We start from the raw sequence: 23,390 nt of genomic DNA on the forward strand, positions 1-23,390 counted from the left end.
TAACATTATGTTAGACGGAATTTTACAAGGACTTTCTACCGCTGTGATGCCAATGAACATCATGATGGTAATCGTGGGCTGTTTCGTTGGTACCTTCATCGGGATGCTCCCGGGCCTAGGTCCAATCTCAGCCATTGCTCTGATGATCCCTATCACTTACGGCCTAGACCCTTCTTCTGGCTTAATCTTGATGGCTGGTGTGTACTACGGCGCGGTATTTGGTGGCTCGACGTCATCAATATTAATCAACGCTCCGGGTTGTTCTTCAACGGTAGTAACCGCGTTTGATGGCTACCCGATGGCTCAAAAAGGGCAAGCAGGTAAAGCACTTGCACTCGCGGCTTACTCTTCTTTCACTGGCGGTACACTTTCAGCGATCATGCTTTTAATTGCGGCTCCGGCTCTAGCAAGCGTGTCATTGAGCTTCCAGTCTTCTGACTACTTTGCATTGATGCTATTAGGTCTATCGGCTGTAGCGGCGTTTGCAGGCCCAGGACAGGTTATCAAAGCGTGGATGATGACTATCTTAGGTTTGATGCTTTCAACGGTAGGTATCGATAAAGGGGTTGGCGTTGAGCGTTTCACATTCGGCTTAACGGATCTGATGGATGGCTTCAGCTTCCTATTATTAGCAATGGCAACGTTTGCACTGGGTGAAACCTTAATGGGCATTCTTAAGCCTGAGCAAGACAACAGCGCTGAAGAAAGCAAAAAGATGTCCGATATTGGCAGCATGAAAGTGACCAAAGAAGAGATCAAAGAAGTCGCACCGGTTTCGATTCGTTCTTCGATTCTAGGCTTCTTTACCGGCGTACTTCCAGGTGCTGGCGCAACTATCGCTGCTTTCTTAAGTTACGGCATGGAGCGTAGCCTTGCACCGAAAGACAAACAGAAAGAGTTTGGTAAAGGCAGTATTCGCGGTCTTGTTGCTCCAGAATCGGCAAATAACGCAGCATCAAGTGGTTCATTCGTTCCGCTACTGACGCTGGGTATCCCGGGCTCTGGTACAACAGCTATCATGCTAGGTGCATTAATCGCTTATGGCATCCAACCGGGTCCTCGTCTGTTCGTTGAGCACCCTGATGTATTCTGGTCGGTAATCATCTCTATGTACTTTGGCAACATCGTACTGGTTATCTTGAACCTGCCTTTGATCCCTTACATTTCTAAGCTATTAGCGGTACCAAGAACGGTTCTACTGCCAATGATTATCTTCTTTTCAATCACAGGTGTGTACCTAGTATCTTTCAACACCATGGACGTATTTGTGATGTTACTAGTGGCGATGGCAGCAATAGCATTAAGGCTTGCCAACTTCCCACTCGCTCCATTATTGCTTGGCTTTATCTTAGGTGGCTTGATGGAAGAGAACTTAAGACGCGCACTGATGATCAGCGACGGAGAACTCAGCTTCCTATGGGAACGCCCAATCACCATGACCTTCACTATTCTGGCGGTATTGGTTCTGTCTAGCCCGATTCTGATTAAGCTGTTCAAGAGCTTTAGAGCAAAACCAGTAGAAGTGTAAAGCTCGACCAAATCAACTGAACCTAAACGAAAGGAGCCATTGGCTCCTTTTTTGATTTAGCTAGTCAATTCAAACCAACAGTTAAAGATGGTAGCAAACTCACAAACTCGCACTTTCAAGACGCACAGCTCTGATATTCATAACAAATTCAAGTAAGGTAACTCATCAGTTAACGTATTGGATTCTAAAACTATGGATTGGTTGGTTCTCTTCTTGTCAGGCGTGATTGGTGGTGTGCTTAACTCTATTGCTGGTGGAGGCAGCTTCATCACTTTCCCTGCTCTATTGTTTGCTGGTGTTCCACCAATAGCAGCCAACGCGACCAATACCTTTGCATCGTGTGCAGGCTACATCAGTGGTGCTTATGCGCTGCGCCACGAAGTTCAATCTGGTACCAAACAGCTTAAACTGACCATTGCTCTATGTGTGATTGGCGGTGGCATAGGTGCTTTCTTACTGCTGCACACACCAGAAGCATTGTTTACTCAATCCGTACCTTGGTTACTGCTTTTTGCGGCATTGCTTTTCACCTTTGGTGGCACGCTCAATAAATGGCTGAAACAAGCAACAGCAAAACACAAACACGCCACCAGCGCTGGCGTCTTCTTTTCCGCTTTATTGCTTTTGATTGTATGTATCTATGGTGGATACTTTAATGCCGGACTAGGAATCGTCACATTGAGTTACCTGGCTTTGGCTGGTTACACCAATATCAACGTGATGAATGGCATCAAACTGCTTGTATCCGCTTGTGCATCAATTGCGGCAATCGTGTTTTTTATCGTAAATGGCTCGATTGATTGGCCATCAGGCATGGCCGTTTTAATGGGAACTTTGGTTGGTGGTTATTACTCAGCAAAAATCTCTCGCCGCATCCCACAACATTATGTTCGTAACACAGTGATCATCGCGAGTTTCTTAATCACCGCTTACTTTTTCTATACTAACTAGTATTCTAACTGGGAAACATAGCGGAAAAACTGACTCTCAAATTTCCTATCTCACTATTTTGCTATTTTGCTGCTTATAAAATAGCCATAGCTATATATGTGAGACGAGTCCTTTAATTAGTAAATTTGATAATAATTTAGACTGTTTTTTAGCCTTTATTTTGCCAAAGGTGGGATAATTCTCCTGTCGAAAGTGATACTTCATTAGGAGGCGTTATGAACATTAAACTCGGTCATGTCATGTCATCAAGTCGACTCATTTGCTTTGTCGCTTTTCTTGCTGCCACATTCGCGTGGATTCTCAAAATGCCCGCTCTGTTTTCTGTGTCAGCGCTATTCTTACTTATCAGTGCCATCGTTTATGTCACCGATCTTTGGAAGAATCAAAGAAAGAACCGCGAAGCTTAAGACTCAAGTACAGCAGGCATTACACGCTTGAATAAAGTACACACGTTAAAAAAGGAGCACTTAGGCTCCTTTTGTCTTTTATGCTTATCGCTTTAGCTGATTAGACGGCGTTATTAATGACGCCTCTTTCTAACGACGGCTTCTTATTAACGACGGAAGTTACGACCGTTACCGCCACGACGAGCTTTAAATGCAGAAGCCGCTTTAGCTTGAGAAGCCTGGATAGACTCAACCGTTAATTCCATCGGCTCACGAGGTTCTAAACCATGACGGAATGTACGTGAACGCGGAGGCATCTGGTATTCGATGTCTGATGCTTTAGGCATACGCTTAAAACGGTAAAGGTAGAAGTTTTCAACCTTCTCACGAGCCCATTCCGTCTTCTTCAGATATTTAACAGCGCTTGCTACAGTTGGCTTTGTGTTAAAGCAGTTCATACGCATTGCTGCGTCCAAAATTTCCCAACCATAATGATCGACTAACTCAGTGATCATGGTCTCAAGCTTTAAGCCGTGTAGAGGGTTATTTTGTTGCAGTTCGATTCTTTCTTCTTCAGTCATAACATTACCTTTTTCAAGGCAGCTCACGGCCTTGAATATACTCTAGAGCACCGTCATCACTGACCGCTTCTAGCTCAATCACTTAGGCATTACATCCATTGCCCTTATTTATGCCTTTATGATGGCATAAAGCATGTACGTTATCCTATTTATCTTTTCATTTAATTTCAAAATGGTCACTTAACGCCTGAATTATCATCAAGCTCGCTCCCTTTCCTCAGATTCCGGAACCTACAAAAGTACCAGTTAACAAAAATGAAGGTAATACAATGAAATAACCATTTATTTCATAATGATATTGCATTTTATCAGAACGCAATGCTATTTTTAATAACGATACTAAAAACAACAAATAACCCCGAATAAACAATGATATAACTATAAATAAAGGTTGGCTTGCAACATGTTTGACTACTCCCAGCTCAACAGAGTAGCCGCTCAAGATAAGGACATTATCGCCATTGTTGATGACCTTTTCCGGCTAGCTCGCGAACATTACCCCATATTATCTCGGCTTTCCGTTGTACTATGCAGCGAAAACAGAGCATCGAATTACTTCGTTTCAGACACGCTGTGCCAAGAAGCAGAACATCGATACGTAGAACAAGAACTTAAACCAGAATCAGCTTTGTCTCGAATGGCTGAATCTCTCGACACTCGAATCATCCACGATCTCGCCTCAATCAAACCGACCAAGCAAATTTCACACTTACTTCAGCTTGGACACCAAAGCAGCTATACAACGCCTATTCACTATCAAGAAAGTAATCTTGGATTCGTGTTTATCAATGCATCGTCAACGGGCTTTTTTGCTAAGGAATATATCCAGTGTGATATTGCCTACATCTCTCAACTTATCTCGAGTTTGTTTGTTCAACTGTTTGAAAGGCAACGTCACTTTCAGTCGTCATTAGCCATCGCGCTAAACATGGGACACGCTCGCGACCCTGAAACCAAAGAACATCTGATTCGCATGGGAAAATACAGTGAACAGATCGCCAGAACGATGTCCGAGAGTAATAATGAAATCACACATCAGTTCATTCATCGTATTCGTTTATACGCACCCTTCCACGACATAGGAAAATATCGAATCCCAGATAACGTGTTATTCAGCTCCGATCGTTTCTCAGCAGAAGAAAGAGCCATCATGAATAATCACACCTTATATGGTGAAGAGATGATTAACGATGTGGTGTCCCTCTCCCATCATTGCTCTATGTGTTCTGATGAAATTCAGTTCATTAAGAATATTGTGCGTCATCACCACGAGCGATTTGATGGCTCTGGGTTACCTGATGGTCTGAGTCATACTGCGATTCCACTTGAAGCACGAATTGTAACGCTCGCGGATGTGTTTGATGCGCTGATGAGCAAAAGAGCTTACAAACACGCATGGTCACTGGATGAAGTCATGGAATACATTGAAGCGCACAACGGTTCGATGTTCGACCCTGAATGTGTTGAGGCGCTTAAACAGAACCTAGACGGCTTTATGGCAATTCGGGAGCAATACAACGACGATGTAAAACCCCAGCCCATGATGGCTTGAGATATAAATTCTTTGTTATCTAGATCGAATAGAGCGCAAACCAATAAAAAAGGATGCCCATTGGCATCCTTTTTTCTATTTACAGCTTAAAGAACAAACACGTTCTTAACTGATTCTAACTAACGATTATACGTCGTAAGTTGTAGAAGCAGTGTCGCCGCCAGTACCAGTCCAGTTTGTGTGGAAGAATTCACCACGTGGACGGTCTGTACGCTCGTAAGTGTGAGCACCGAAGTAGTCACGTTGAGCTTGAAGCAGGTTCGCTGGTAGACGTGCCGTTGTGTAACCGTCTAGGAAAGATAGCGCAGAAATCGTGCATGGCATTGGGATACCAGACTCTAGAGATTTCGCTGCTACTTTACGCCATGCTACTAGGCTGCCTTGTAGGATGTTTTTGAAGTACTCGTCAGAACCTAGGAACGCGATGTCTGGGTTTGCTTCGTACGCATCACGGATGTTGCCTAGGAATGCAGAACGGATGATACAACCACCACGCCACATTAGTGCTACGTTACCGTAGTTTAGGTCCCAGCCGTTTTCGTTCGACGCTTCACGCATTAGCATGAAACCTTGAGCGTAAGAAATGATCTTAGAAGCCAGTAGAGCTTGACGTAGTGCATCAACCCACTCTTGCTTATCACCTTCAACTGGAGTGATTGTTTTCTCAAACAAAGCTTCAGCTTCAACACGTTGGTCTTTAAGAGCAGACAGGCAACGAGAGAATACAGACTCAGAGATTAGAGTTAGTGGGATACCTAGGTCTAGTGCGTTAATACCTGTCCACTTACCCGTACCTTTTTGGCCAGCAGTATCTAGGATCTTCTCAACTAGCGCTTCACCGTCTTCATCTTTGTAGCCAAGGATGTCAGCAGTGATTTCAACTAGGTAGCTGTCTAGCTCAGTCTTGTTCCAATCAGCGAATACTGCTTGCATCTCGTCAGCAGACATACCTAGGCCATCTTTCATGAACTGGTATGCTTCAGTGATAAGCTGCATGTCACCGTATTCGATGCCGTTGTGTACCATTTTAACGAAGTGGCCAGCACCGTCGTTACCAACCCAGTCACAACAAGGCTCACCTGCGTCAGTTTTTGCAGAGATACCTTGGAAGATTGGCTTAACCGCTTCCCAAGCTTCAGCCGCGCCGCCTGGCATGATTGAAGGACCGAAACGAGCACCTTCTTCACCACCAGATACACCAGTACCGATGAAGTGGATGTCTTTCTCACGACAATGCGCTACACGACGGTTAGTGTCTGGGTAGTTAGTGTTACCACCATCAATGATGATGTCGCCTTCGTCTAGAAGTGGGATTAGGTTTTCGATGAACGTGTCTACAACGTCACCAGCACGAACCATAAGCATCACTTTACGTGGTGCTTCTAGCTTCTCAACTAGCTCTTCTAGAGAGTAAGCACCAACGATGTTAGTACCTTTAGCTGGGCCTTCTAGGAACTCGTCTACTTTAGCAGCAGTACGGTTATGAGCCACAACTTTAAAGCCGTGGTCGTTCATGTTTAGGATAAGGTTCTGACCCATTACTGCTAGGCCAATTACACCGATATCACCTTTCATTATTTATATCTCCTTGCGGCTATTCGCACTTATGCGATAGCACTTGCTGCATTTGAATCTAGGAACCACTCTGTTTCGCCAGTTTTAGACTGGATTTTCGCTGCCGGGTAAGGCAGCTCTGAAGCAGGAGTTGTATGAATTTCTTTAACGATCTCAACTTTACCTGCACCTAGTACTAGGTAGCTGATTCGTTTTGCTGCTTCTAAAACTTTCGCTGTTTTAGAAACACGGATTTGACCAGACTCCGGATGAGAAGCCAGTACAGACAGGTTCTCATCTTGGTAATTGGTTGCACCCGGGAATAGTGAAGCTGTGTGGCCGTCTGCGCCAACACCCAGCAGAATCCAATCGAAAACTGGCGTGCCGTTTTCTGTTGGGATTACGTCTGCCATCTCTTTTGCGAAACGCTCTGATTCTGCTTTAGGCTCATCTTCACCACGGATGCGGTGGATGTTCTCTGCTGGAAGGTTCACGTTTGAGAAAAGTAACGTATTCGCTTCACCGAAGTTGCTTTCAACGTCGTCTGGTCCAACGCAACGTTCGTCGCCCCACCAAAAGTGAAGGTTATTCCATTGAATACCTTCTGCGTATGGTGCTTGAGCTAAAAGCTTGAAAAGCATTTTTGGCGTGCTGCCACCAGACAATGAAATGTGAACAGGTTTACCCTGCTCGCTGTACGCTTTCATTTCGTTTGCTAGGTTTTCAACGACCAATTCTGGCGTTGCAAAGATCTTGTGATTGATCATAGTTCGCAGTAATCCGTGTCTGTTAAGTTTTTGCATGGGAAACGCCATGCGCGGCCATCACGTTGCAGAAGTTCATCCGCTTCCTGTGGGCCCCAAGTACCACAAGCATAGCCAAACAGCGCTTGAGGATCTTGCTTGAAGTCTAAGATTGGTTGAACGTACTTCCAACAAGCTTCTACTGCATCGGTACGAGCAAACAGAGTTGCATCGCCGTTTAGTGCATCAAGAAGAAGACGCTCGTAAGCCGTTAGCATTTGAGTTTCAGGCAAGTCAGAGTAAGAGAAGTTCATTTTCACTTCTTTTGCTTTGAAGCCTGCGCCCGGCTCTTTCAAACCAAAACTCATCTGAATTCCTTCATCCGGTTGGATACGGATAATCAGTTTGTTCTCTGGTGCATCTTGACCAAATACTGGGTGTGGCGTGTTCTTAAAGTGAATCACGATTTCAGTCACACGTGTTGGTAAGCGTTTACCTGTACGTACGTAGAAAGGAACACCATTCCAACGCCAGTTATTGATGTGAGCTTTCAAGCCGATGTAAGTCTCGGTACGAGAATCATCCGCTACACCGTGCTCTTCACGGTAACCAAGCAAATGCTGGCCGCGAACATCAGACGCTGTGTATTGACCTAAGACTAGATCTTTACGCAGATCTTCTTCCTCAAGAGGCTTAAGACACTGAAGCACTTTAACCACTTCATCACGAATAGAATCAGCGTTAATTTGTGCAGGCGGCTCCATGCCCACCATTGCTAGCACTTGTAGCAGGTGGTTTTGGAACATGTCACGAACAGCGCCAGAACCGTCGTAGTATCCGCCACGCTCTTCAACGCCAAGGAACTCAGCACCTGTGATTTCAACGTATTCAATAAAGTTACGGTTCCACAATGGTTCAAACATCGCGTTTGAGAAACGAAGCACTAGAAGGTTTTGTACCGTTTCTTTACCAAGGTAGTGGTCAATACGGTAGATCTGGTGTTCTTGGAAGTGATGATGGATCTCTTCATCTAACGCTTGAGCAGAAGCTAAGTCGTAACCAAATGGCTTCTCGATGATCAGACGACGCCAGCCGTTCGTTTCATCGTTCAGGCCATGCGCAGCAAGGTTTGCTGGAATAACACCGTATAGGCTTGGAGGGGTTGCCAAGTAGAACAGTGTGTTATGGTTTTCAAATTGGTAGTCTTGCTCAAGCTTATCTAGACGTTGTGCTAAACGAGCGTAGTCGTCTACATCTGAAGTGTTGATCGCTTGGTAATGCAGATGTTCAATAAATGCATTCAGCGTCTCTGGCTCAGTTTTTTCCATTTCCTGAAGAGACTTCTTCAGCTTCTCACGGTAAGACTCATCGCTGTACTCAGTACGGCTCACTCCAAGAATCGCAAAGGATTCTGGTAGTTGATTGCTAGCATACAAGTGGTACAAAGCAGGAATTAACTTACGGTAAGTTAGATCTCCCGACGCACCAAAAATAACGATGCTGCTGTTTTCAGGTATTACCATCATCTTTCCTATAAAAACAAGGTTTTTAGTATTCGCCAAAGGTATCAGCGACATACGAAAATAGATAATAGGTCTTAACTATTACATCAATAGTAAGCGCCTATTAAATTTGAGAATGCGTTTGGTAAACGAGGGTGAAAGCTATCACCTCTATTCGGGACAGTATTGTCTATGACTATTTGATTTACATCAACCACTGTGAAAGCAATCGATTAAATATTGACTTATTTCGAACAAATTCTAATCGATAGCTCAGTTCATTAGGACCGAGGGAGAAGCAAATCGGCATTCTCAAACATTGTAATCAAGAAAGAACGGTATCTGGTCGGCGGAGTGGGCAATGGGAAAGGGAGAGAAAGGAAAAACCAGCTTATTCAACTGGCTTTATATTTATTTTGATGGTGTCGTGTTTATCTTTGCGCTTTGTTGTAGCAGCGTTCCGGGCGACCTACAGTACCGTAATTCAAGTCCGCGACTAACTCACCCGTCGTGATCAAGAATTCTAGGTAACGTCTGGCTGTGGTTCGGCTTGCACCAATGCGCTCACCCGCTTCATCAGCCGTAATATTCGTCGCGTCAGCTTGTTGAAATATCGCACGAATCTTATCGAGCGTTACACCATCGATTCCTTTAGGTAACGTCGATACTTTAGCCGAGTCTGCTTTCGCATTGGCTTGCAGCATTTTATCAACCAAACCTTGGTTCAAATCCGACACACTTTCAAATTCTTGCTGCTGTGATTGGTACTTTTTCAGCGCCGCTTCCAAGCGAGGAAACATTACAGGTTTTAGTAGATAGTCGACCACTCCGCCACGCATTGCTTGCTGCAAAGTGTCGACGTCGCGTGCCGCGGTAATCAAGATAACATCACAGCCTTGATTGCTGCCGCGAACGTGATTGAGAATATCGAGCCCGCACCCGTCCGGCAGATATACATCCAACAAAACCAAATCAGGCTTTAAGATGTCTAATTGCATAAGCGCTTCAGACTGTGTGGTGGCAATGCCGACCACGTCAAAGCCACCCATCTGTTCTAAATAACGATGGTGCAGCTCTGCAATCGCAATATCATCTTCAATGACCATGACTCTCGTGATTGCGTTCATTTATGTTCTTCCTTTAACCATGCTTTTTCCGTCACGATGATCTTCGCAAGATCACTTCGTGCTTAATTATTATTGTTCTTCTTTTGGTAAATAAACCGTCATTCGTGTACCAAAATCGTGGTTGTCGACCATTTCCAGCTGCCCTTGGTATCGGTCTGCCAGTTGCTTTATCAGATACAAACCTACACCGCGATTTTGCTTCGCTTTGCTCGATACGCCTTTTTCGGTGAGTGCTTTGGTGGCCAAGTCTTTCGGTAAACCACACCCTTTATCTTCTACTTCTACGATAATTTCATTACCAAAATCACTGATTGAAACTTCAATCACCCGACGAGCCGGAGCAATTTGCCCTTCTTGCTTAATAGCCGTCATAGTGGCGTCAAAGGCGTTATCGATCAGGTTGCCAAGAATGGTGACAACGTCATCCGCATTCAGCCAGCTAGGCAGCGCTTCAAGTCTTGAGCCTTCTTCGACCTTGAGCTCTAAACCAATTTCTCTCGCACGCTCCGTTTTACCAAGGAGCATACCTGCAATGAGCGGGTCTTTAACAGTTTCACGCAAGAACTCGATAAGGCTTTGATAATGTTCTGTTTCTTGGCCAATCAGTTGTTGTACCGAGTCCAACTCGCCCATCTGGATCAAGCCACTGATGGTGTTAAGCTTGTTTTGATGTTCATGGGTTTGTGAACGGAGTAGATCTGCATACTCTTTAGTTTGTGAGAGTTGGTCTGTTAAATCGTTGATCTCGTCTCGCAATCGGAAACTGGACACCGCCCCGACCACCTCACCAGCCACTATAATCGGGCTTCGGTTAGCAATGATTCGCTTATTGTTTAAGTACAACTCAACGTCGTGGTCGGTATCGCCTGTTGATAGCAGTTGCTCTAAATCACTACCGGGCAATACGTCAGAAAGGCGCTGTTGATTGAGTGCTTTATCTCTGTCTATCGATAAAATATCGCAGGCACTCTTATTAATTGACCGTAAAATGCCATGCTTATCGATACTCAGAATACCCTCTTTCACGGTACTCATGGTTACATCTAACTCAACATACAGTCGGCCTATCTCTTCAGGCTCAAAGCCTAAAATAGCGCGCTGAAAACGACGAGATACATAGCTCGAAATCAAAGCATTGACCGCAACCACCAGCAACGCCATCACAATCAAAAAGGCTAAGTAAGGTTCGATTCGATCTTGCAAAGAATCCAATAAGTAACCAACTGACACCACACCAATAACGGTACCTTGGGTGTCTTTTACCGCGGATTTACCACGAACTGAAAAACCAAGCGACCCTTTGGCTGTCGACACATAAGACTCACCCAATACCAGTGCTTTTTGGTTATCACCACCGCGCATGGGTTTCCCCAACCTGTCGTCATATGGGTGAATTAAGCGAATGCCTTTCTCATCACCGACAACAATAAACGCAGCACCAATGAGCTGAGTAAGGTTACGAAACTTAACTTGGGTTTCTTCAGACAGAACGTAGGGAACGCCATTAGGATCCAAGGTTCCATTTTCTTGAATAATGCTGGTGACAAGCGGCGATTCAGATAAAAATTCAGCAACACCTAACGCTTTCAAACCCATCTCTTGCTCTTGAGATTGTTTGATGTAATAAAAACCAGCCGCTGCAAGAATCAAAAGTTCAACGAGGCCAGTGACCGTCATGATAATCAGTAACCTTTTACGGAAACTGATACTGCTCCATTTCATATTCCACCGTCCCTAGTGTTAGACGAGCAATGTTAACACCAAGTTAATCGCATGACCTTTCTAGGGACGTGAATTTGTGACTGCTACTCAACTAAATAATTGAGCAGATTGTTAATTGATAATCCTTTACGTTGTTCATTTCGATTAATCGTTCACTTTTAGAACGGATTAGCTTAAAAACCAAAATAAACGAATAAATATTGAGCTAGATCACTAAGCTTTTAGGTGTTTTTTAGGTTGTTTAAAATAAATACAATTATAATGGTTGCATATGAAGGAGTTTATTGTTGCCAAGCTATACGTTGCAATTTTAAGACAGCGCTTTAAGCCGGAATTTCGGTTAACAGAAAGGCAACAACTCTTCACTCACTGGACGTATCGATAAGTAAAAGTTACTCGCTCGCCATTACGAGTGATGGACAAACGGATTAAGTATTCTCCCCTATTCATCCATCGCTATTTCACACTCGGCTAGCCAGACAACGATGAGGTGACTGATAAAAGCAGCACCCAATAACAAAGCATTGATGAGCAGGAAGTATCGATCAGTGGCAACGTCCAATAGAAACAGGATAAAAAACATAACGTATAAACATTGTTGAAAAGGAAACCAGGCAATGAAACGCGATAACTTTGGAATTTGTCTTACTAAGACTATGCTGTTCAAACACTTACAATCGACTTTTACTCACGTAAGAGCCTATGAGAAAGATGGCACCTCCCCTCTCGATCTCAAGGTGTTGTTAGCATTCCCGCAAATGTCAGGTAGAGATTTATTACAAACAATGCAAGGTTCAAGACAATTGGTATGGCGCGCCGATCACCATTGTCCTAGCTTTAAATAAGCCGCTTCATTTTGTAAAACACTTCTATACTGAACTTAAAGAGCACGCGTTATCGTGCTCTTTTTGTTTCTATGTCGACAACAATTAAACCCTTAATAGCATTCACATTATATTAACGAGCGGCTATGCTAATTGTTCATATGAGGTAATCTGTTCAAGACAAATGATTATCCCCCTGTTAACATTAGAGCTAATACTCTAATTTGGTATTTAATGCAGATGACCAAACCGACATTCCGACGCCTTGCGATTGCCAGTATTCTTATCGGTGCTATCAGCTCGCCAAGCTATGCTGCTCCGCTCACTTTTTCTGAGGCGTGGCAAATACTCCAAGAGAACAATAACTCTCTTGCAGCTCAACAAGCTAACGTTGAGCGTTATCAACACCTTCAAAATGCAACCGGAAGTCTTAACCTGCCTTCTGTAACGCTTGGCGCGAACTACACTCACCTTGATAGTGATGTGACTATCAATGGCGAACAGTTCGCAGATAGCCTAAGTGGCGTACCTTCAATTGGTCTTCCCGTGCCGCCTCAAATTATCAGTGCGCTTGGTGGGATTACTTCCACGATTACCGAGCAAGATATCTTCAGCTCATCCATTCGTGCGGTGTGGCCTATCTTTACTGGCGGACGAATTACCGCTGCGCAAAATGCTGCAGAAGGTAAAAGCGAAGAAGCGCAGAGCCAGTTATTGATGGAGAAGCAAGCTCGCTACGAAGACTTGAGTAAATATTACTTCTCTGTGATCTTAGCGGAAGACGTCGTGAGAACGCGTCAAGCCGTCGAAACAGGCTTAACTCAGCACCGTGATTTCGCAATCAAGCTTGAACAGCAAGGGCAAATCGCACGAGTAGAACGCCTACAAGCCGATGCTTCTTTAGATAAAGCGATTGTAGAGCGCACGAAAGCTCAGAACGATCTCAAGATTGCTCAACTAGCACTGACTCAGATCCTTGGTCAAAATGAAAGTGTAGAACCCTCAGAGCAACTGTTTATCAATAAGAACCTGCCTCATATGGACGTGTTCATTGACCAAACTCTCATGACCTACCCCGGCCTTAAAATTCTTGATGCAAAAGAGAAACAAGCAAGCAGCTTAATTAAAGCCGAGAAAGGTAAGTACTACCCAGAGGTATACCTTTACGGTGACTACAGCCTGTATGAAGATGACTCTCTAGCCAGTGAAATGAAACCCGATTGGTTAGTTGGTATTGGTGTAAATGTGCCGTTGATTGACACTTCAGGCCGTTCCGACAAAGTCGCTGCGGCTCACAGTGCCGTATCGCAGGTTCAATTCCTTAAGTCGCAAGCCAAACAAGACTTAACCGTATTGGTACAAAAGACCTACCTTGAAGCAAACCAAGCGATTGAAGAGGTTCAAGGCCTAAACTCAAGCTTGTCTTTGGCTCAGGAAAACCTATTGCTTCGTAAAAAAGCCTTCACACAAGGTCTCTCTAACTCATTAGAAGTGGTTGATGCCGAGCTATATCTTGCGAGCATTAAGACACAGCAATCTGCTGCTCGATTCAAATATCTTATCTCTCTCAACAAGCTTTTGGCGCTTACCAGCGAAATGAATGCTTACTCAAGTTACTTAACTTCTTCTGTTACGTCTGATTTCGACTCAAAAACAGACACCGCTAGCCAGTCAAAAGGATAACTCATGAAACCTATTAAGCCCCTTCTTCTATCTATAGTTGGTATCGGCATTATTGGCTGGGTCGGATACAGTTTTTACCAAGCTTATCAACCTCAACCTGTTAAGCTTCAAGGTCAAATCGATGCACAGCAATACAGTATCTCATCGAAAGTGCCTGGCAGAATTGATGAAATATTCGTGCGTAAAGGCGATTCGGTTGAAAAAGGCGAATTGATCTTTTCTCTTCTTAGCCCTGAAATTGATGCGAAGCTAGAACAAGCAAAAGCCGGTCAGAAAGCTGCGGGGGCATTAGCTCAAGAAGCCGAGAATGGCGCGCGTACTCAACAGATTCAAGCAGCTAAAGATCAATGGTTAAAAGCCAAAGCAGCTGCCGATCTCATGGACAAAACTTACCAACGTGTAAACAACCTTTACAACGATGGTGTGGTTGCCGAGCAGAAGCGTGATGAAGCGAAAACTCAATGGCAAGCAGCGAAGTACACCGAAAGTGCTGCGTTCCAAATGTATCAATTGGCGCAAGAAGGTGCTCGTGACGAAACCAAAGTGGCAGCCGCTCAAAAAGCGTTAATGGCGGCGGGCGCAGTGGCGGAAGTTGAAGCTTACGCAAAAGACACACAGATCCACAGCTGGTTTAATGGCGAAGTGTCTCAAGTTCTATTGAGCAGCGGTGAACTCGCACCACAAGGATTCCCTGTTGTGACTGTCATCGACACCAAGGATGCTTGGGCCGTGCTCAATGTGCGTGAAGATATGCTTAAGCATTTCGAGAAAGGCAGTCAGTTTGAGGCATACCTACCGGCTCTGGATAAATCATTAACTTTCCAAGTCACACACATCGCTGTAATGGGTGATTTCGCAACTTGGCGTTCAACAGACGCTGCACAAGGTTTCGACTTACGTACTTTTGAAGTAGAAGCGCACCCTGTCGACACGAGCGAAACACTGCGTATGGGCATGAGCCTAGTGGTTGAACTTTAGGTAACGTATGTCTGCTAACTCTCGATCGATAAGCTCACAATCAACTGAGCATCATAGAACGAAGAATACCTTGCTTAGGCAGTGGGCGATTGTCCGCAAAGACAAATGGTTGTTGTCTTGCCTAACTTGGATCCCTTTGTTGCTTGCTGGCAGTATCTGGCTGATTTTTTCACAAGGAATCGCTCGTGACTTACCCGTTGCAGTTGTCGACCTTGAGCACAGTCAAATCTCGCAACAGTTCACACGCCTTGTTGATGCGTCACCAACGCTGCAAGTCTCTCAGAAATACAACTCTCCGAGTGATGCGGCAAAAGCGATGATTGAACGCGATATCTATGGCTATGTTGTGATACCAAGACACTTCGACCGAGACCTTCTGCTCGGCTTGAATCCGCAAGTGTCTGTGTTCTATAACAGCCAATTTATCTTAATCGGTAAGCTAGTGAACTCTGCGTTGCTGCAGGCTCAAGGGACTTTTAACGCGCAACTTGAAGTCGTGAAACAGCTGTCACACGGCGATACCACGGTGCAATCAGCATTAGGCCAAGCAGTAACAGTGCAAAGCCAGATCACGCCACTGTTCAACAAAAACACCAGTTATGCTCAATTCTTGGTGTCTGCGGTTATCCCTGCACTGTGGCAGATCATGATTGTGGTGGGCACGATATTGGTTTTGACGGCGAACGTTAGAGCTCGTGGCCTTCACGCTTGGTTATCCAACGCCCCTGTGAAGTCACTCGCATCAACATTAACGCCCTACCTTGTCTTGTTTTTGATGTTTGGTATCGCGTTTAGCTTTTGGTTCTATGTGCTCTTAGACTGGCCATTTAATGGCAACTTTGGGGCATTGACCATCGCCCAACTGCTTACTGTGATTAGTTGTATCATCATGGGTTGTTTGTTTTTCTTCTTAACACTTGATCCTGCAAGGGCGATGAGTTTCGCTGGCGCATTTACGGCACCAAGTTTTGCATTCATGGGTATTACCTTTCCAGTAATCGACATGAACACTGCAGCGCAAATCTGGAGAAGCTTATTGCCTGTGAGTCATTACATTGAAGTGCAAACGGCTCAATCCAGCTATGGTTCGAGCGCCGCACAGTCGCTGATGCACCTCACCTCTATGTTTTGGTATGTTATTCCTGCTTTTGTGGTGATCTTATTGATTAAAAAGCACTTAGCGCAAGCAGCACAGTCAACACAAGCAGAGCATAAAGGAGTAAATCAATGAGCTTTACTCAATTGCTGAAGCAAGAACTCCTGGCGGTTCTGCGTAACCCAGTAGTATTACTGACCGTATTTGGTGGTGTGGTCTTCTATTCATTCTTGTACCCATTGCCTTACGCGAATCAAGTGCCTCAACAACTGAAAGCCTCGGTTGTGAACTTGGATAAGAGTCAAAGCAGCTACCAATTAGAACGAATGGTGGATGCCACCTCTCAAATCGAGTTGGTTCGTCGAGACTCCACTATCGCCGATGCTAAACAAGCCGTGCTTAACCAAGAGATTGGCGGATTCCTTGTCATTCCAGAAGACTTCTATAAAGATTTGTTGCTTGGCAAGAGCCCGACGCTTTCTTACGCTGGCGATGCTTCTTACTTCTTAGTCTATGGAACCATTGTTGAAGGGCTTGCCAAGGCAGGTGGCACGTTAGCTGCGCAAGTTAAGGTCAGTCATTTGTTAGTCGAAGGTGTGCCTTTAGAGTCTGCAGCCAAAGGCTATAGTGCATTCAGCTTGAACCTAAAACCAACGTTTAACAGTCGCATGGGATACATCGATTACGTAGTCCCAGCCGTCTTTGTGTTGATCCTGCAACAAACCCTAGCCATGGCTTCTGGTTTAGTTGGTGCAACCCAAAACGCACAATCAACGTTTGGCTACTGGAGTAAAACCTCTCCGGCGAAACTGATTCTTGCTCGTTGTTGTACCTTAGTCAGCATTTATTACCTGTTGTCGATATACTATTTCGGCGCAAGCTTTTCGATGTATGGGATAAACCTACTCGCCTCAACAACACAGATCTTAACCTTATTACTGCCCTTCTTACTGGCAGGCTGTTTGATCGGGATTTTGATTGGTGAGTTAGTACCACGAAGAGAGTTAGTCACGGTTGTGGTGTTAATCAGTTCAATGCCACTGATCTTTTCTTCAGGTTTTATCTGGCCTGTAGAAATGATGCCACAGTGGTTAGTACTGCTATCGGATCTATTTCCAAGTACCCCTGCGATTCAAGGCTTCTTGGCGCTGAATCAGATGGGCGCTTCCTGGCAAGAAGTAGCACCTCAATGGACGCTGTTATGGGGACAAGTTGTTCTATGGGGTTCGTTGCTGGCACTTAAGCTCTATCACAAATCGAGTAAAAGTGTCGTTATTAGCAGCGCTAGTACCAATAATAGCAACAGCCATTAAGCTGTTTGGCTCATCGAAAACCATTAAAAAGCTCTGCTAAAGAGCTTTTTAATGCCTCCAAGCTTGGTGCACATTAACCGTCGAACGGTTATCAGCCGCCAAAAACATATCAAGTTTTCAAGCTCGCTTCACTCACTGCTAACAGGTTGCGAACGCTTTATTTGAAAATCACATCTCAAGATCCATAGAATCGTTTTATACAAGAATAAACCGCTCACCTGACAGAATTCGCCTGCCGCTATTGCTATCACTGCATATACTTTTCCTAGCGAGAAAATCATCGACTTATTCCAAAATGATGACAAAACCCGAATAATTGTAAATTTATTGTAAAAATTTCTTTGATGGCATTATTTTTATGTATAGGGTTATCAGTAAGACTTGATAGGCCGAATATCATAGTCTGATTGATGGACGTACCGAAAGGATCTCCATATAAAACGTGATTAGTAGTTATATTTATTTCGCATTTTGACTTAGTAACAGAGCTTTTGTCGCTACCAAAGAAATATATAAGCTATTGAAATACTTAACAAACACAACAGCAACAAACATAATTTAATAAAAAGCAGGGAAAACCATGAAAAACATACGTGAATTATTTTTTGGGTTTATATTATTGTTTAGTTCCAGTGCATTTGCAGAAGAAGGATCATTTAACCAAGCTATCAGCAACTTAAGTCAAAGTGTTGATGGATTTTTCAACGAATACACAGGTTGGTTCGTTGGACTAATATTTAAAAGCGTACCGGTAGGTGAAGCAAGCTTCCCGATTATTGTAGGCTGGCTATTGCTCGCTGCGATCATCTTTACTGTTTACTTTGGCTTTGTTCAATTTAAACGTGTAGGGATGGCAATAGATATTATCAAAGGCAAGTACACCGATCCTAACTCTAAACACGAAGGAGAAGTTTCTCACTTTCAAGCGTTAACAACGGCGCTTTCTGGTACTGTTGGGCTTGGTAATATTGCTGGTGTGGGTGCTGCACTCGCGATTGGTGGTCCTGGCGCGACATTCTGGATGATCTTGTGTGGCCTTCTGGGTATGGCTTCTAAGTTCTGTGAGTGTACCTTAGGTGTGAAATACAGAACTATCCTACCTTCAGGTGTTGTTTCGGGTGGTCCAATGTACTACCTAAGCCAAGGTCTTGGTGAAAGAGGTTTAGGCGGACTAGGTAAAGTGCTCGCTATTGGTTTCGCATTAATGTGTATTTTGGGCGCATTGGGCGGTGGTAACATGTTCCAAGCTAACCAAGCACACGCCATGTTAACTTACGCATTTGACGTACCAAGTGAATACGGTGTAATCACTGGCCTTGTACTTGCCTCTTTAGTTTTCTCTGTGATTGTTGGTGGTATGCCTTCTATCGCATCGGTAACGGAAAAAGTTGTTCCTTGGATGGCTGCTCTGTATATCGGTATGGCTCTGATTGTTATCGGTTCTAACCTTGATCAAGTTGGTCCTGCGTTCAGCGCAATCTTTACAGGTGCATTTACTGGTGAAGGTGTTGTTGGTGGATTCATTGGAGCGTTAATTCAAGGCTTGAAGCGTGCAACGTTCTCGAACGAAGCAGGTGTAGGTTCAGCAGCTATCGCTCACTCAGCGGTTAAAACAAAAGAACCAATCACCGAAGGTCTAGTATCACTATTAGAACCGTTCGTTGATACAGTAATCATTTGTACAATGACCGCATTGGTTATCACTATCGCTGGTTTAAACGTAGGTCCATTCGATGGTTCTGGTTTAACGGGTGTAACGCTGACTGCTGCATCGTTTACTGAAACGGCAGAAGTATTCAAATACACACTCGCTCTCGCGGTAATCATGTTTGCGTTTTCTACCATGATCTCTTGGTCGTACTACGGTCTTAAAGCTTGGACTTACCTATTTGGTGAAGGCAAAACAACGGAGCTGATTTTCAAAGTGATGTTCTGTGTGTTTGTTGTTATTGGTGCCACGATTCAATTTGGTGCGGTAATCGACTTCTCTGATGCGGCTATCTTTGCGATGTCTATCTTCAACATTCTTGGTCTGTACTTCTTGATGCCAATTGTGAAGAAAGAACTGCAATCATTTGTTGCTCGCGTGAAATCTGGCGAAATCAAAACTTATGAGAAATAACTTCTCTTCAGTGCTTATCGTCAAATAACACTGTTCTAAAAATTTTTGTAATACCCTTTGCTTGAGAAAGCGAGAACAGTACTGCAATTAATCTGAAATCCCTACTGGCTTATTGTTTAGCTCGTAGGGATTTTTGTATCTGAATTTTCTTGCTCAAGCCGTTCAGGAGCTTGGCTTACTTTTTTACGATCTACCGCCTCTTCTACTTCAATCATATCTCGTTGCGCTAATGGCGAGTTACAATCATCAAAACAGTAGGCTACGGTGCAGTTCTCACACAGATATTCATTCATGGTTTAATCCCTGTCCATTGAGATGGTCTAATCACAGAACTACAACAGACCACGTGTTCATCCTAGAACACCGCTATTATGCTGTTTCTCAACCTTATAAATATGCGTGCAAAGTCACCAAGTATTCAATTGATCACATATTAAAACTATTTTACGGCTCTAATCACGGATAGCTTAGTAATAGTGTGAAAACGGTTATGCACTAAGCTACGGAACAGATTAACAGCATAAATAAGCCATTTGGAACGAAAAACGCCCACACCATTTGCATGATGTGGGCGTTTGAATAGCTATAGCTAAAGACGAATGAGTTAAAAGTTTGAGTCTATAAACCCATCTCTTCGGTTAGCGTTTTGATTTGCTTGAGATCCATGGTGTGGACTTCAATCATTTGTCTGATATCGCTTAGTCGAGAGTTTGCGTTGTCTTGCTTCTCACATGCGTCAGATTTCGCATCCCATGATGTGCCATCTAAGAACACATCACACGCTTTCTTAAGTGAACCAAGGTTCTGTTCAAGCTCGTCTCTTTCTTTCTCAAGCTTTTCAAGCTCTTGAGATATTTGCAATTCTTTACGGAACAGTTCACGAGAACGTTCAAACAAGGTCGACTGCATATCCGCCTGACGGTTTAGCTTTTGATTATCTTGCTCTGTTTTGTCTAGAGTTTGCTTTTGTTCGTTTATTTGCTGTTCTAACGAGTAGTTCGCCTTCTCTAAAACCGCAGACTGTTTGGCTAACTCTTGGAGCTCTTTTTGATGCTCTTCAGCTTGTTTTGCTAGCGCGACTTCGACTTTGGCGTCGATCTCGGTATCAACTTTTGCCACCTTAGCTTCAACCGACGTCATCAATTCTGTTTTGCTATCACGCAGTTCTTGATAACGAGTTTCGAGTACCTGATAAGTGGACTCCCACTTAGAAGCCGTGACTGTAGAACCGATTAAGCCACCCAGAGCTAAACCTATAACCGCAGCAATGCCGATATAGAGCTGACTGCGCTTATCGCGTTCTTCAATAACAACCACTTCATCTTGTTCGCTTTGTCCAGATTGCTGGTTCACTAGCGGGTACTCCCAAAAATATGTTTAACGTTACGCGGTCACTGGTACTAATACCAATACTGATAGTGTAGGTTCAGTTAAACCTATCGCTCAAGTCAGAAGCACTTAAGCTTTTGCCAACACGTTCATCCCAACTGCTCACAGAGAGGTTTAACGAGTTAACTCCGAAATCATCAAGCTGGCAGTATACAAAAGGAAGCTGCTAACGATAACTATCACTACCCCTTTTTGCAGTTTTTCGTTTGTCCGGTAACGAAATAGTACAAATGCCAAAGCCAATAAAAAAACAATCGCTATTAGTCGTGTCATAACTCCTCCTTGTTTCTCTATTTTATACCATTTAAATAAGCAAGTTACGTCAGAGACTCGTTGTTTGATCATTTAGTTGAACAACATTTGTGCAAACAGATATTTTGTAGCTGACATCACATTTTATATGATCTAGGATACGCCTACAGATTACCTAATTATTTAGGTAATTGTTCCGATGAAGACTGCAGGAGAGTGGTTTTTAACTAAATTTTAACATTTAGTTAGCTTGACCCGCCGAAGAAGTAAATCTTTCAGGTGCTTTATGCTGGAGAAATCCAGAAAAGTGAGGACTGTCGTTGGAGGAACCTCTGGAGAGAACCGTTAGATCGGTCGCCGAAGGAGCAAGCTTAGTGCCCGTTACTTATCTATAAGTGATTCGCTAAGTGAAACTCTCAGGCAAAAGGACAGAGGAGTGGAAAGCAACAAGCCTTAATTAACAAAAGAATTCTATCTAGAAATCCGTATGTATTAAGTAGTGCTACCGATCCCTGTGATCTGCACTGCCTTCCCTCTTCTCCTTAAATTTTTTAATTTATTAAGGGGAATCTATGAACCACCTACAAGCTACACTACAAACCATCAACCAATTCGTTTGGGGACCACCACTGCTTATTCTGCTAGTGGGTACAGGTATCTACTTTACTTTTCGCTTAGGCTTACTCCAGTTTAGACACCTCCCAACCGCGCTAAAAATGGTATTCAGCAAAGACAAATCCGGTACGGGTGACGTATCCAGTTTTGCCGCTTTGTGTACCGCGCTTTCAGCGACCATTGGTACTGGTAACATCGTTGGTGTAGCGACCGCAATCAAGCTTGGTGGCCCTGGTGCCCTATTCTGGATGTGGCTTGCCGCTGTATTTGGCATGGCGACCAAATACGCAGAATGTCTACTTGCTGTTAAATACCGCAGAACCGATAGCAATGGCGAAATGGTTGGCGGCCCTATGTACTATCTTCAATACGGTGTTGGCTCAAGAATCTTGGCGGTGATGTTCGCTGTATTCGCTTTGGGTGTTGCCTGCTTCGGTATTGGTACCTTCCCACAAGTTAACGCTATTTTGGACGCTACTGAAATATCATTTGGCGCTTCGCGTGAGATGTCTGCTGTTGTTCTAACGATATTGGTGGCAGTGGTAACGCTAGGTGGTATTCAATCTATCGCTAAGGTTGCAGGAAAAGTGGTTCCGACCATGGCGGTTATGTACATCGTCGCGTGCTTGAGCGTTCTGGTTTCAAATGCAGACCAACTACTGAATGCCATTACCCTTGTTGTTACCTCTGCGTTTACAAATACTGCGGCAACAGGCGGTTTCTTTGGTGCGAGCATCATGCTTGCTATCCAATCTGGAATTGCTCGTGGTGTATTCTCTAATGAATCTGGTTTGGGTAGCGCACCAATGGCTGCGGCGGCTGCAAAAACAGATTCATGCGTGAAACAAGGCCTTGTCTCTATGACAGGTACCTTCTTCGACACCATCATCATTTGTACGATGACAGGTTTGGCACTTATCTTAACAGGCGCTTGGCAGACTGACCTTTCTGGTGCTGCGATGACCACTCATGCATTTGCTGTTGGTCTGAATGCAGACACGCTTGGCCCTATGCTGGTTTCAGTTGGCCTAATCTTCTTTGCGTTTACTACGATTTTAGGCTGGAACTACTACGGCGAGCGCTGTGTTGTTTTCTTGCTGGGTACTAAAGCAGTCTTACCTTATAAGATCATCTTCATTGCGTTGGTGGCTTCTGGTGCATTCTTGAAGCTCGACATGATCTGGATATTGGCAGATATCGTCAACGGCCTGATGGCAATTCCAAACCTAATCGGCCTTATCTTACTACGCCATGTTGTTATCGAAGAAACTAAGCTGTTCTTCAAACCTTTAACGTCTTCAAAAGATTGTGAAGTTGTTAAAGCATAATCAGAATTGATTCAACCAAAGCCCGCATTCAAATGCGGGCTTTTTTATATCCCTTCGATACTTAAACTGATTGAATTATTACTATCGTATATCCACAAATAAAATAAGATTTTAATTAGACCACTGTTCTAATTAATTTATTGG

General features: G+C 44.0%; 19 protein-coding genes and 1 riboswitch. Of the genes, 11 read left to right on the forward strand and 8 right to left on the reverse strand.

Translation table 11 applies throughout. The annotated features are described in order from the left end of the window. Positions 1-7 precede the first annotated feature (7 nt). From CWO08_RS20545 to CWO08_RS20555, 3 genes are all read left to right on the forward strand, one after another. Positions 8-1,528, forward strand: a complete 1,521-nt coding sequence (locus CWO08_RS20545) for a tripartite tricarboxylate transporter permease (RefSeq protein ID WP_108021000.1) — start codon at positions 8-10, stop codon at positions 1,526-1,528. A 192-nt stretch (positions 1,529-1,720) separates the two neighbouring features. Further along, positions 1,721-2,479, forward strand: a complete 759-nt coding sequence (locus CWO08_RS20550; protein ID WP_108021001.1) for a sulfite exporter TauE/SafE family protein — start codon at positions 1,721-1,723, stop codon at positions 2,477-2,479. A 215-nt stretch (positions 2,480-2,694) separates the two neighbouring features. Further along, on the forward strand, positions 2,695-2,886 hold the full coding sequence (locus CWO08_RS20555) for a hypothetical protein (RefSeq protein WP_017066914.1): 192 nt from the start codon (positions 2,695-2,697) through the stop codon (positions 2,884-2,886). A gap of 146 nt (positions 2,887-3,032) precedes the next feature. Here the strand turns inward: CWO08_RS20555 and CWO08_RS20560 are convergent, their stop codons facing one another. Beyond that, positions 3,033-3,446, reverse strand: coding sequence for a VF530 family DNA-binding protein (locus tag CWO08_RS20560; protein ID WP_102431182.1), 414 nt, complete (start codon positions 3,444-3,446; stop codon positions 3,033-3,035). Between the two features lie 391 nt (positions 3,447-3,837). Here CWO08_RS20560 and CWO08_RS20565 point away from each other — a divergent pair, with 391 nt between their 5' ends. Further along, complete coding sequence (locus tag CWO08_RS20565; protein WP_108021002.1) at positions 3,838-4,998, forward strand: HD-GYP domain-containing protein; 1,161 nt, start codon at positions 3,838-3,840, stop codon at positions 4,996-4,998. Between the two features lie 126 nt (positions 4,999-5,124). Here the strand turns inward: CWO08_RS20565 and gnd are convergent, their stop codons facing one another. The 5 genes from gnd to CWO08_RS20590 form a co-directional block, all read right to left on the reverse strand. Continuing rightward, entirely contained in the window at positions 5,125-6,573 is a 1,449-nt protein-coding gene (gene gnd, locus CWO08_RS20570; RefSeq protein ID WP_108021003.1) for a decarboxylating NADP(+)-dependent phosphogluconate dehydrogenase, read from the reverse strand. Positions 6,574-6,602: 29 nt separating this feature from the next. Further along, positions 6,603-7,319, reverse strand: a complete 717-nt coding sequence (gene pgl / locus CWO08_RS20575) for a 6-phosphogluconolactonase (RefSeq protein WP_102530507.1) — start codon at positions 7,317-7,319, stop codon at positions 6,603-6,605. Further along, on the reverse strand, positions 7,316-8,818 hold the full coding sequence (gene zwf, locus CWO08_RS20580) for a glucose-6-phosphate dehydrogenase (protein ID WP_029405316.1): 1,503 nt from the start codon (positions 8,816-8,818) through the stop codon (positions 7,316-7,318). The genes pgl and zwf overlap by 4 nt, the downstream gene beginning before the upstream one ends. A 410-nt stretch (positions 8,819-9,228) precedes the next feature. After that, entirely contained in the window at positions 9,229-9,924 is a 696-nt protein-coding gene (locus tag CWO08_RS20585; RefSeq protein WP_019820707.1) for a response regulator, read from the reverse strand. A gap of 69 nt (positions 9,925-9,993) precedes the next feature. Then, positions 9,994-11,646: a sensor histidine kinase gene (locus CWO08_RS20590; RefSeq protein ID WP_108021004.1), complete on the reverse strand. Its 1,653-nt coding sequence runs from the start codon at positions 11,644-11,646 to the stop codon at positions 9,994-9,996. Positions 11,647-12,263: 617 nt separating this feature from the next. Here CWO08_RS20590 and CWO08_RS20595 point away from each other — a divergent pair. The 6 genes from CWO08_RS20595 (at position 12,264) to CWO08_RS20620 (ending at position 19,662) form a co-directional block, all read left to right on the forward strand. Then, entirely contained in the window at positions 12,264-12,491 is a 228-nt protein-coding gene (locus CWO08_RS20595) for a hypothetical protein (RefSeq protein ID WP_009846577.1), read from the forward strand. A gap of 213 nt (positions 12,492-12,704) precedes the next feature. Continuing rightward, the gene (locus CWO08_RS20600) at positions 12,705-14,153 is read left to right on the forward strand and encodes a TolC family protein (RefSeq protein WP_102431178.1); all 1,449 of its coding nucleotides are present in this window, start codon (positions 12,705-12,707) and stop codon (positions 14,151-14,153) included. Positions 14,154-14,156: 3 nt separating this feature from the next. Next, entirely contained in the window at positions 14,157-15,131 is a 975-nt protein-coding gene (locus tag CWO08_RS20605) for an HlyD family secretion protein (protein WP_048659461.1), read from the forward strand. A gap of 7 nt (positions 15,132-15,138) precedes the next feature. Beyond that, a complete protein-coding gene (locus CWO08_RS20610) occupies positions 15,139-16,362 on the forward strand; it encodes an ABC transporter permease (RefSeq protein ID WP_108021005.1) in 1,224 nt (407 codons plus the stop codon). After that, positions 16,359-17,540: an ABC transporter permease gene (locus tag CWO08_RS20615; RefSeq protein ID WP_108021006.1), complete on the forward strand. Its 1,182-nt coding sequence runs from the start codon at positions 16,359-16,361 to the stop codon at positions 17,538-17,540. The genes CWO08_RS20610 and CWO08_RS20615 overlap by 4 nt, the downstream gene beginning before the upstream one ends. 580 nt (positions 17,541-18,120) lie before the next feature. Then, a complete protein-coding gene (locus CWO08_RS20620) occupies positions 18,121-19,662 on the forward strand; it encodes a sodium:alanine symporter family protein (protein ID WP_108021007.1) in 1,542 nt (513 codons plus the stop codon). A 116-nt stretch (positions 19,663-19,778) separates the two neighbouring features. Here the strand turns inward: CWO08_RS20620 and CWO08_RS24060 are convergent, their stop codons facing one another. Beyond that, positions 19,779-19,955: a hypothetical protein gene (locus tag CWO08_RS24060; RefSeq protein WP_165886700.1), complete on the reverse strand. Its 177-nt coding sequence runs from the start codon at positions 19,953-19,955 to the stop codon at positions 19,779-19,781. A 325-nt stretch (positions 19,956-20,280) separates the two neighbouring features. After that, positions 20,281-21,015, reverse strand: a complete 735-nt coding sequence (locus CWO08_RS20625) for a chromosome partitioning protein ParA (RefSeq protein WP_048659465.1) — start codon at positions 21,013-21,015, stop codon at positions 20,281-20,283. Between the two features lie 610 nt (positions 21,016-21,625). Beyond that, positions 21,626-21,745, forward strand: a riboswitch (glycine riboswitch). A 130-nt stretch (positions 21,746-21,875) separates the two neighbouring features. Here CWO08_RS20625 and CWO08_RS20635 point away from each other — a divergent pair. Next, positions 21,876-23,246 carry a sodium:alanine symporter family protein gene (locus CWO08_RS20635; protein WP_108021008.1) on the forward strand — a complete coding sequence of 457 codons (1,371 nt, stop codon included), beginning with the start codon at positions 21,876-21,878 and terminating at the stop codon, positions 23,244-23,246. Positions 23,247-23,390: the final 144 nt, after the last annotated feature.

It is taken from the genome of Vibrio sp. 10N.286.48.B8 (genome assembly GCF_003050085.1).
Taxonomy (GTDB): Bacteria; Pseudomonadota; Gammaproteobacteria; order Enterobacterales; family Vibrionaceae; genus Vibrio; species Vibrio crassostreae.

Bases quoted from the DNA above. Each gene is read 5' to 3' on its own strand.
- CWO08_RS20595 (WP_009846577.1), top strand. From the start codon at position 12,264: ATGAAACGCGATAACTTTGGAATTTGTCTTACTAAGACTATGCTGTTC.
- CWO08_RS20605 (WP_048659461.1), top strand. From the start codon at position 14,157: ATGAAACCTATTAAGCCCCTTCTTCTATCTATAGTTGGTATCGGCATT.
- CWO08_RS20560 (WP_102431182.1), bottom strand. From the start codon at position 3,446: ATGACTGAAGAAGAAAGAATCGAACTGCAACAAAATAACCCTCTACAC.
- pgl (WP_102530507.1), bottom strand. From the start codon at position 7,319: ATGATCAATCACAAGATCTTTGCAACGCCAGAATTGGTCGTTGAAAAC.
- CWO08_RS20620 (WP_108021007.1), top strand. From the start codon at position 18,121: ATGAAAAACATACGTGAATTATTTTTTGGGTTTATATTATTGTTTAGT.
- zwf (WP_029405316.1), bottom strand. From the start codon at position 8,818: ATGGTAATACCTGAAAACAGCAGCATCGTTATTTTTGGTGCGTCGGGA.
- CWO08_RS20555 (WP_017066914.1), top strand. From the start codon at position 2,695: ATGAACATTAAACTCGGTCATGTCATGTCATCAAGTCGACTCATTTGC.
- CWO08_RS20585 (WP_019820707.1), bottom strand. From the start codon at position 9,924: ATGAACGCAATCACGAGAGTCATGGTCATTGAAGATGATATTGCGATT.
- CWO08_RS20550 (WP_108021001.1), top strand. From the start codon at position 1,721: ATGGATTGGTTGGTTCTCTTCTTGTCAGGCGTGATTGGTGGTGTGCTT.
- CWO08_RS20610 (WP_108021005.1), top strand. From the start codon at position 15,139: ATGTCTGCTAACTCTCGATCGATAAGCTCACAATCAACTGAGCATCAT.
- CWO08_RS20635 (WP_108021008.1), top strand. From the start codon at position 21,876: ATGAACCACCTACAAGCTACACTACAAACCATCAACCAATTCGTTTGG.
- gnd (WP_108021003.1), bottom strand. From the start codon at position 6,573: ATGAAAGGTGATATCGGTGTAATTGGCCTAGCAGTAATGGGTCAGAAC.
- CWO08_RS24060 (WP_165886700.1), bottom strand. From the start codon at position 19,955: ATGAATGAATATCTGTGTGAGAACTGCACCGTAGCCTACTGTTTTGAT.
- CWO08_RS20590 (WP_108021004.1), bottom strand. From the start codon at position 11,646: ATGAAATGGAGCAGTATCAGTTTCCGTAAAAGGTTACTGATTATCATG.
- CWO08_RS20615 (WP_108021006.1), top strand. From the start codon at position 16,359: ATGAGCTTTACTCAATTGCTGAAGCAAGAACTCCTGGCGGTTCTGCGT.
- CWO08_RS20600 (WP_102431178.1), top strand. From the start codon at position 12,705: ATGCAGATGACCAAACCGACATTCCGACGCCTTGCGATTGCCAGTATT.
- CWO08_RS20545 (WP_108021000.1), top strand. From the start codon at position 8: ATGTTAGACGGAATTTTACAAGGACTTTCTACCGCTGTGATGCCAATG.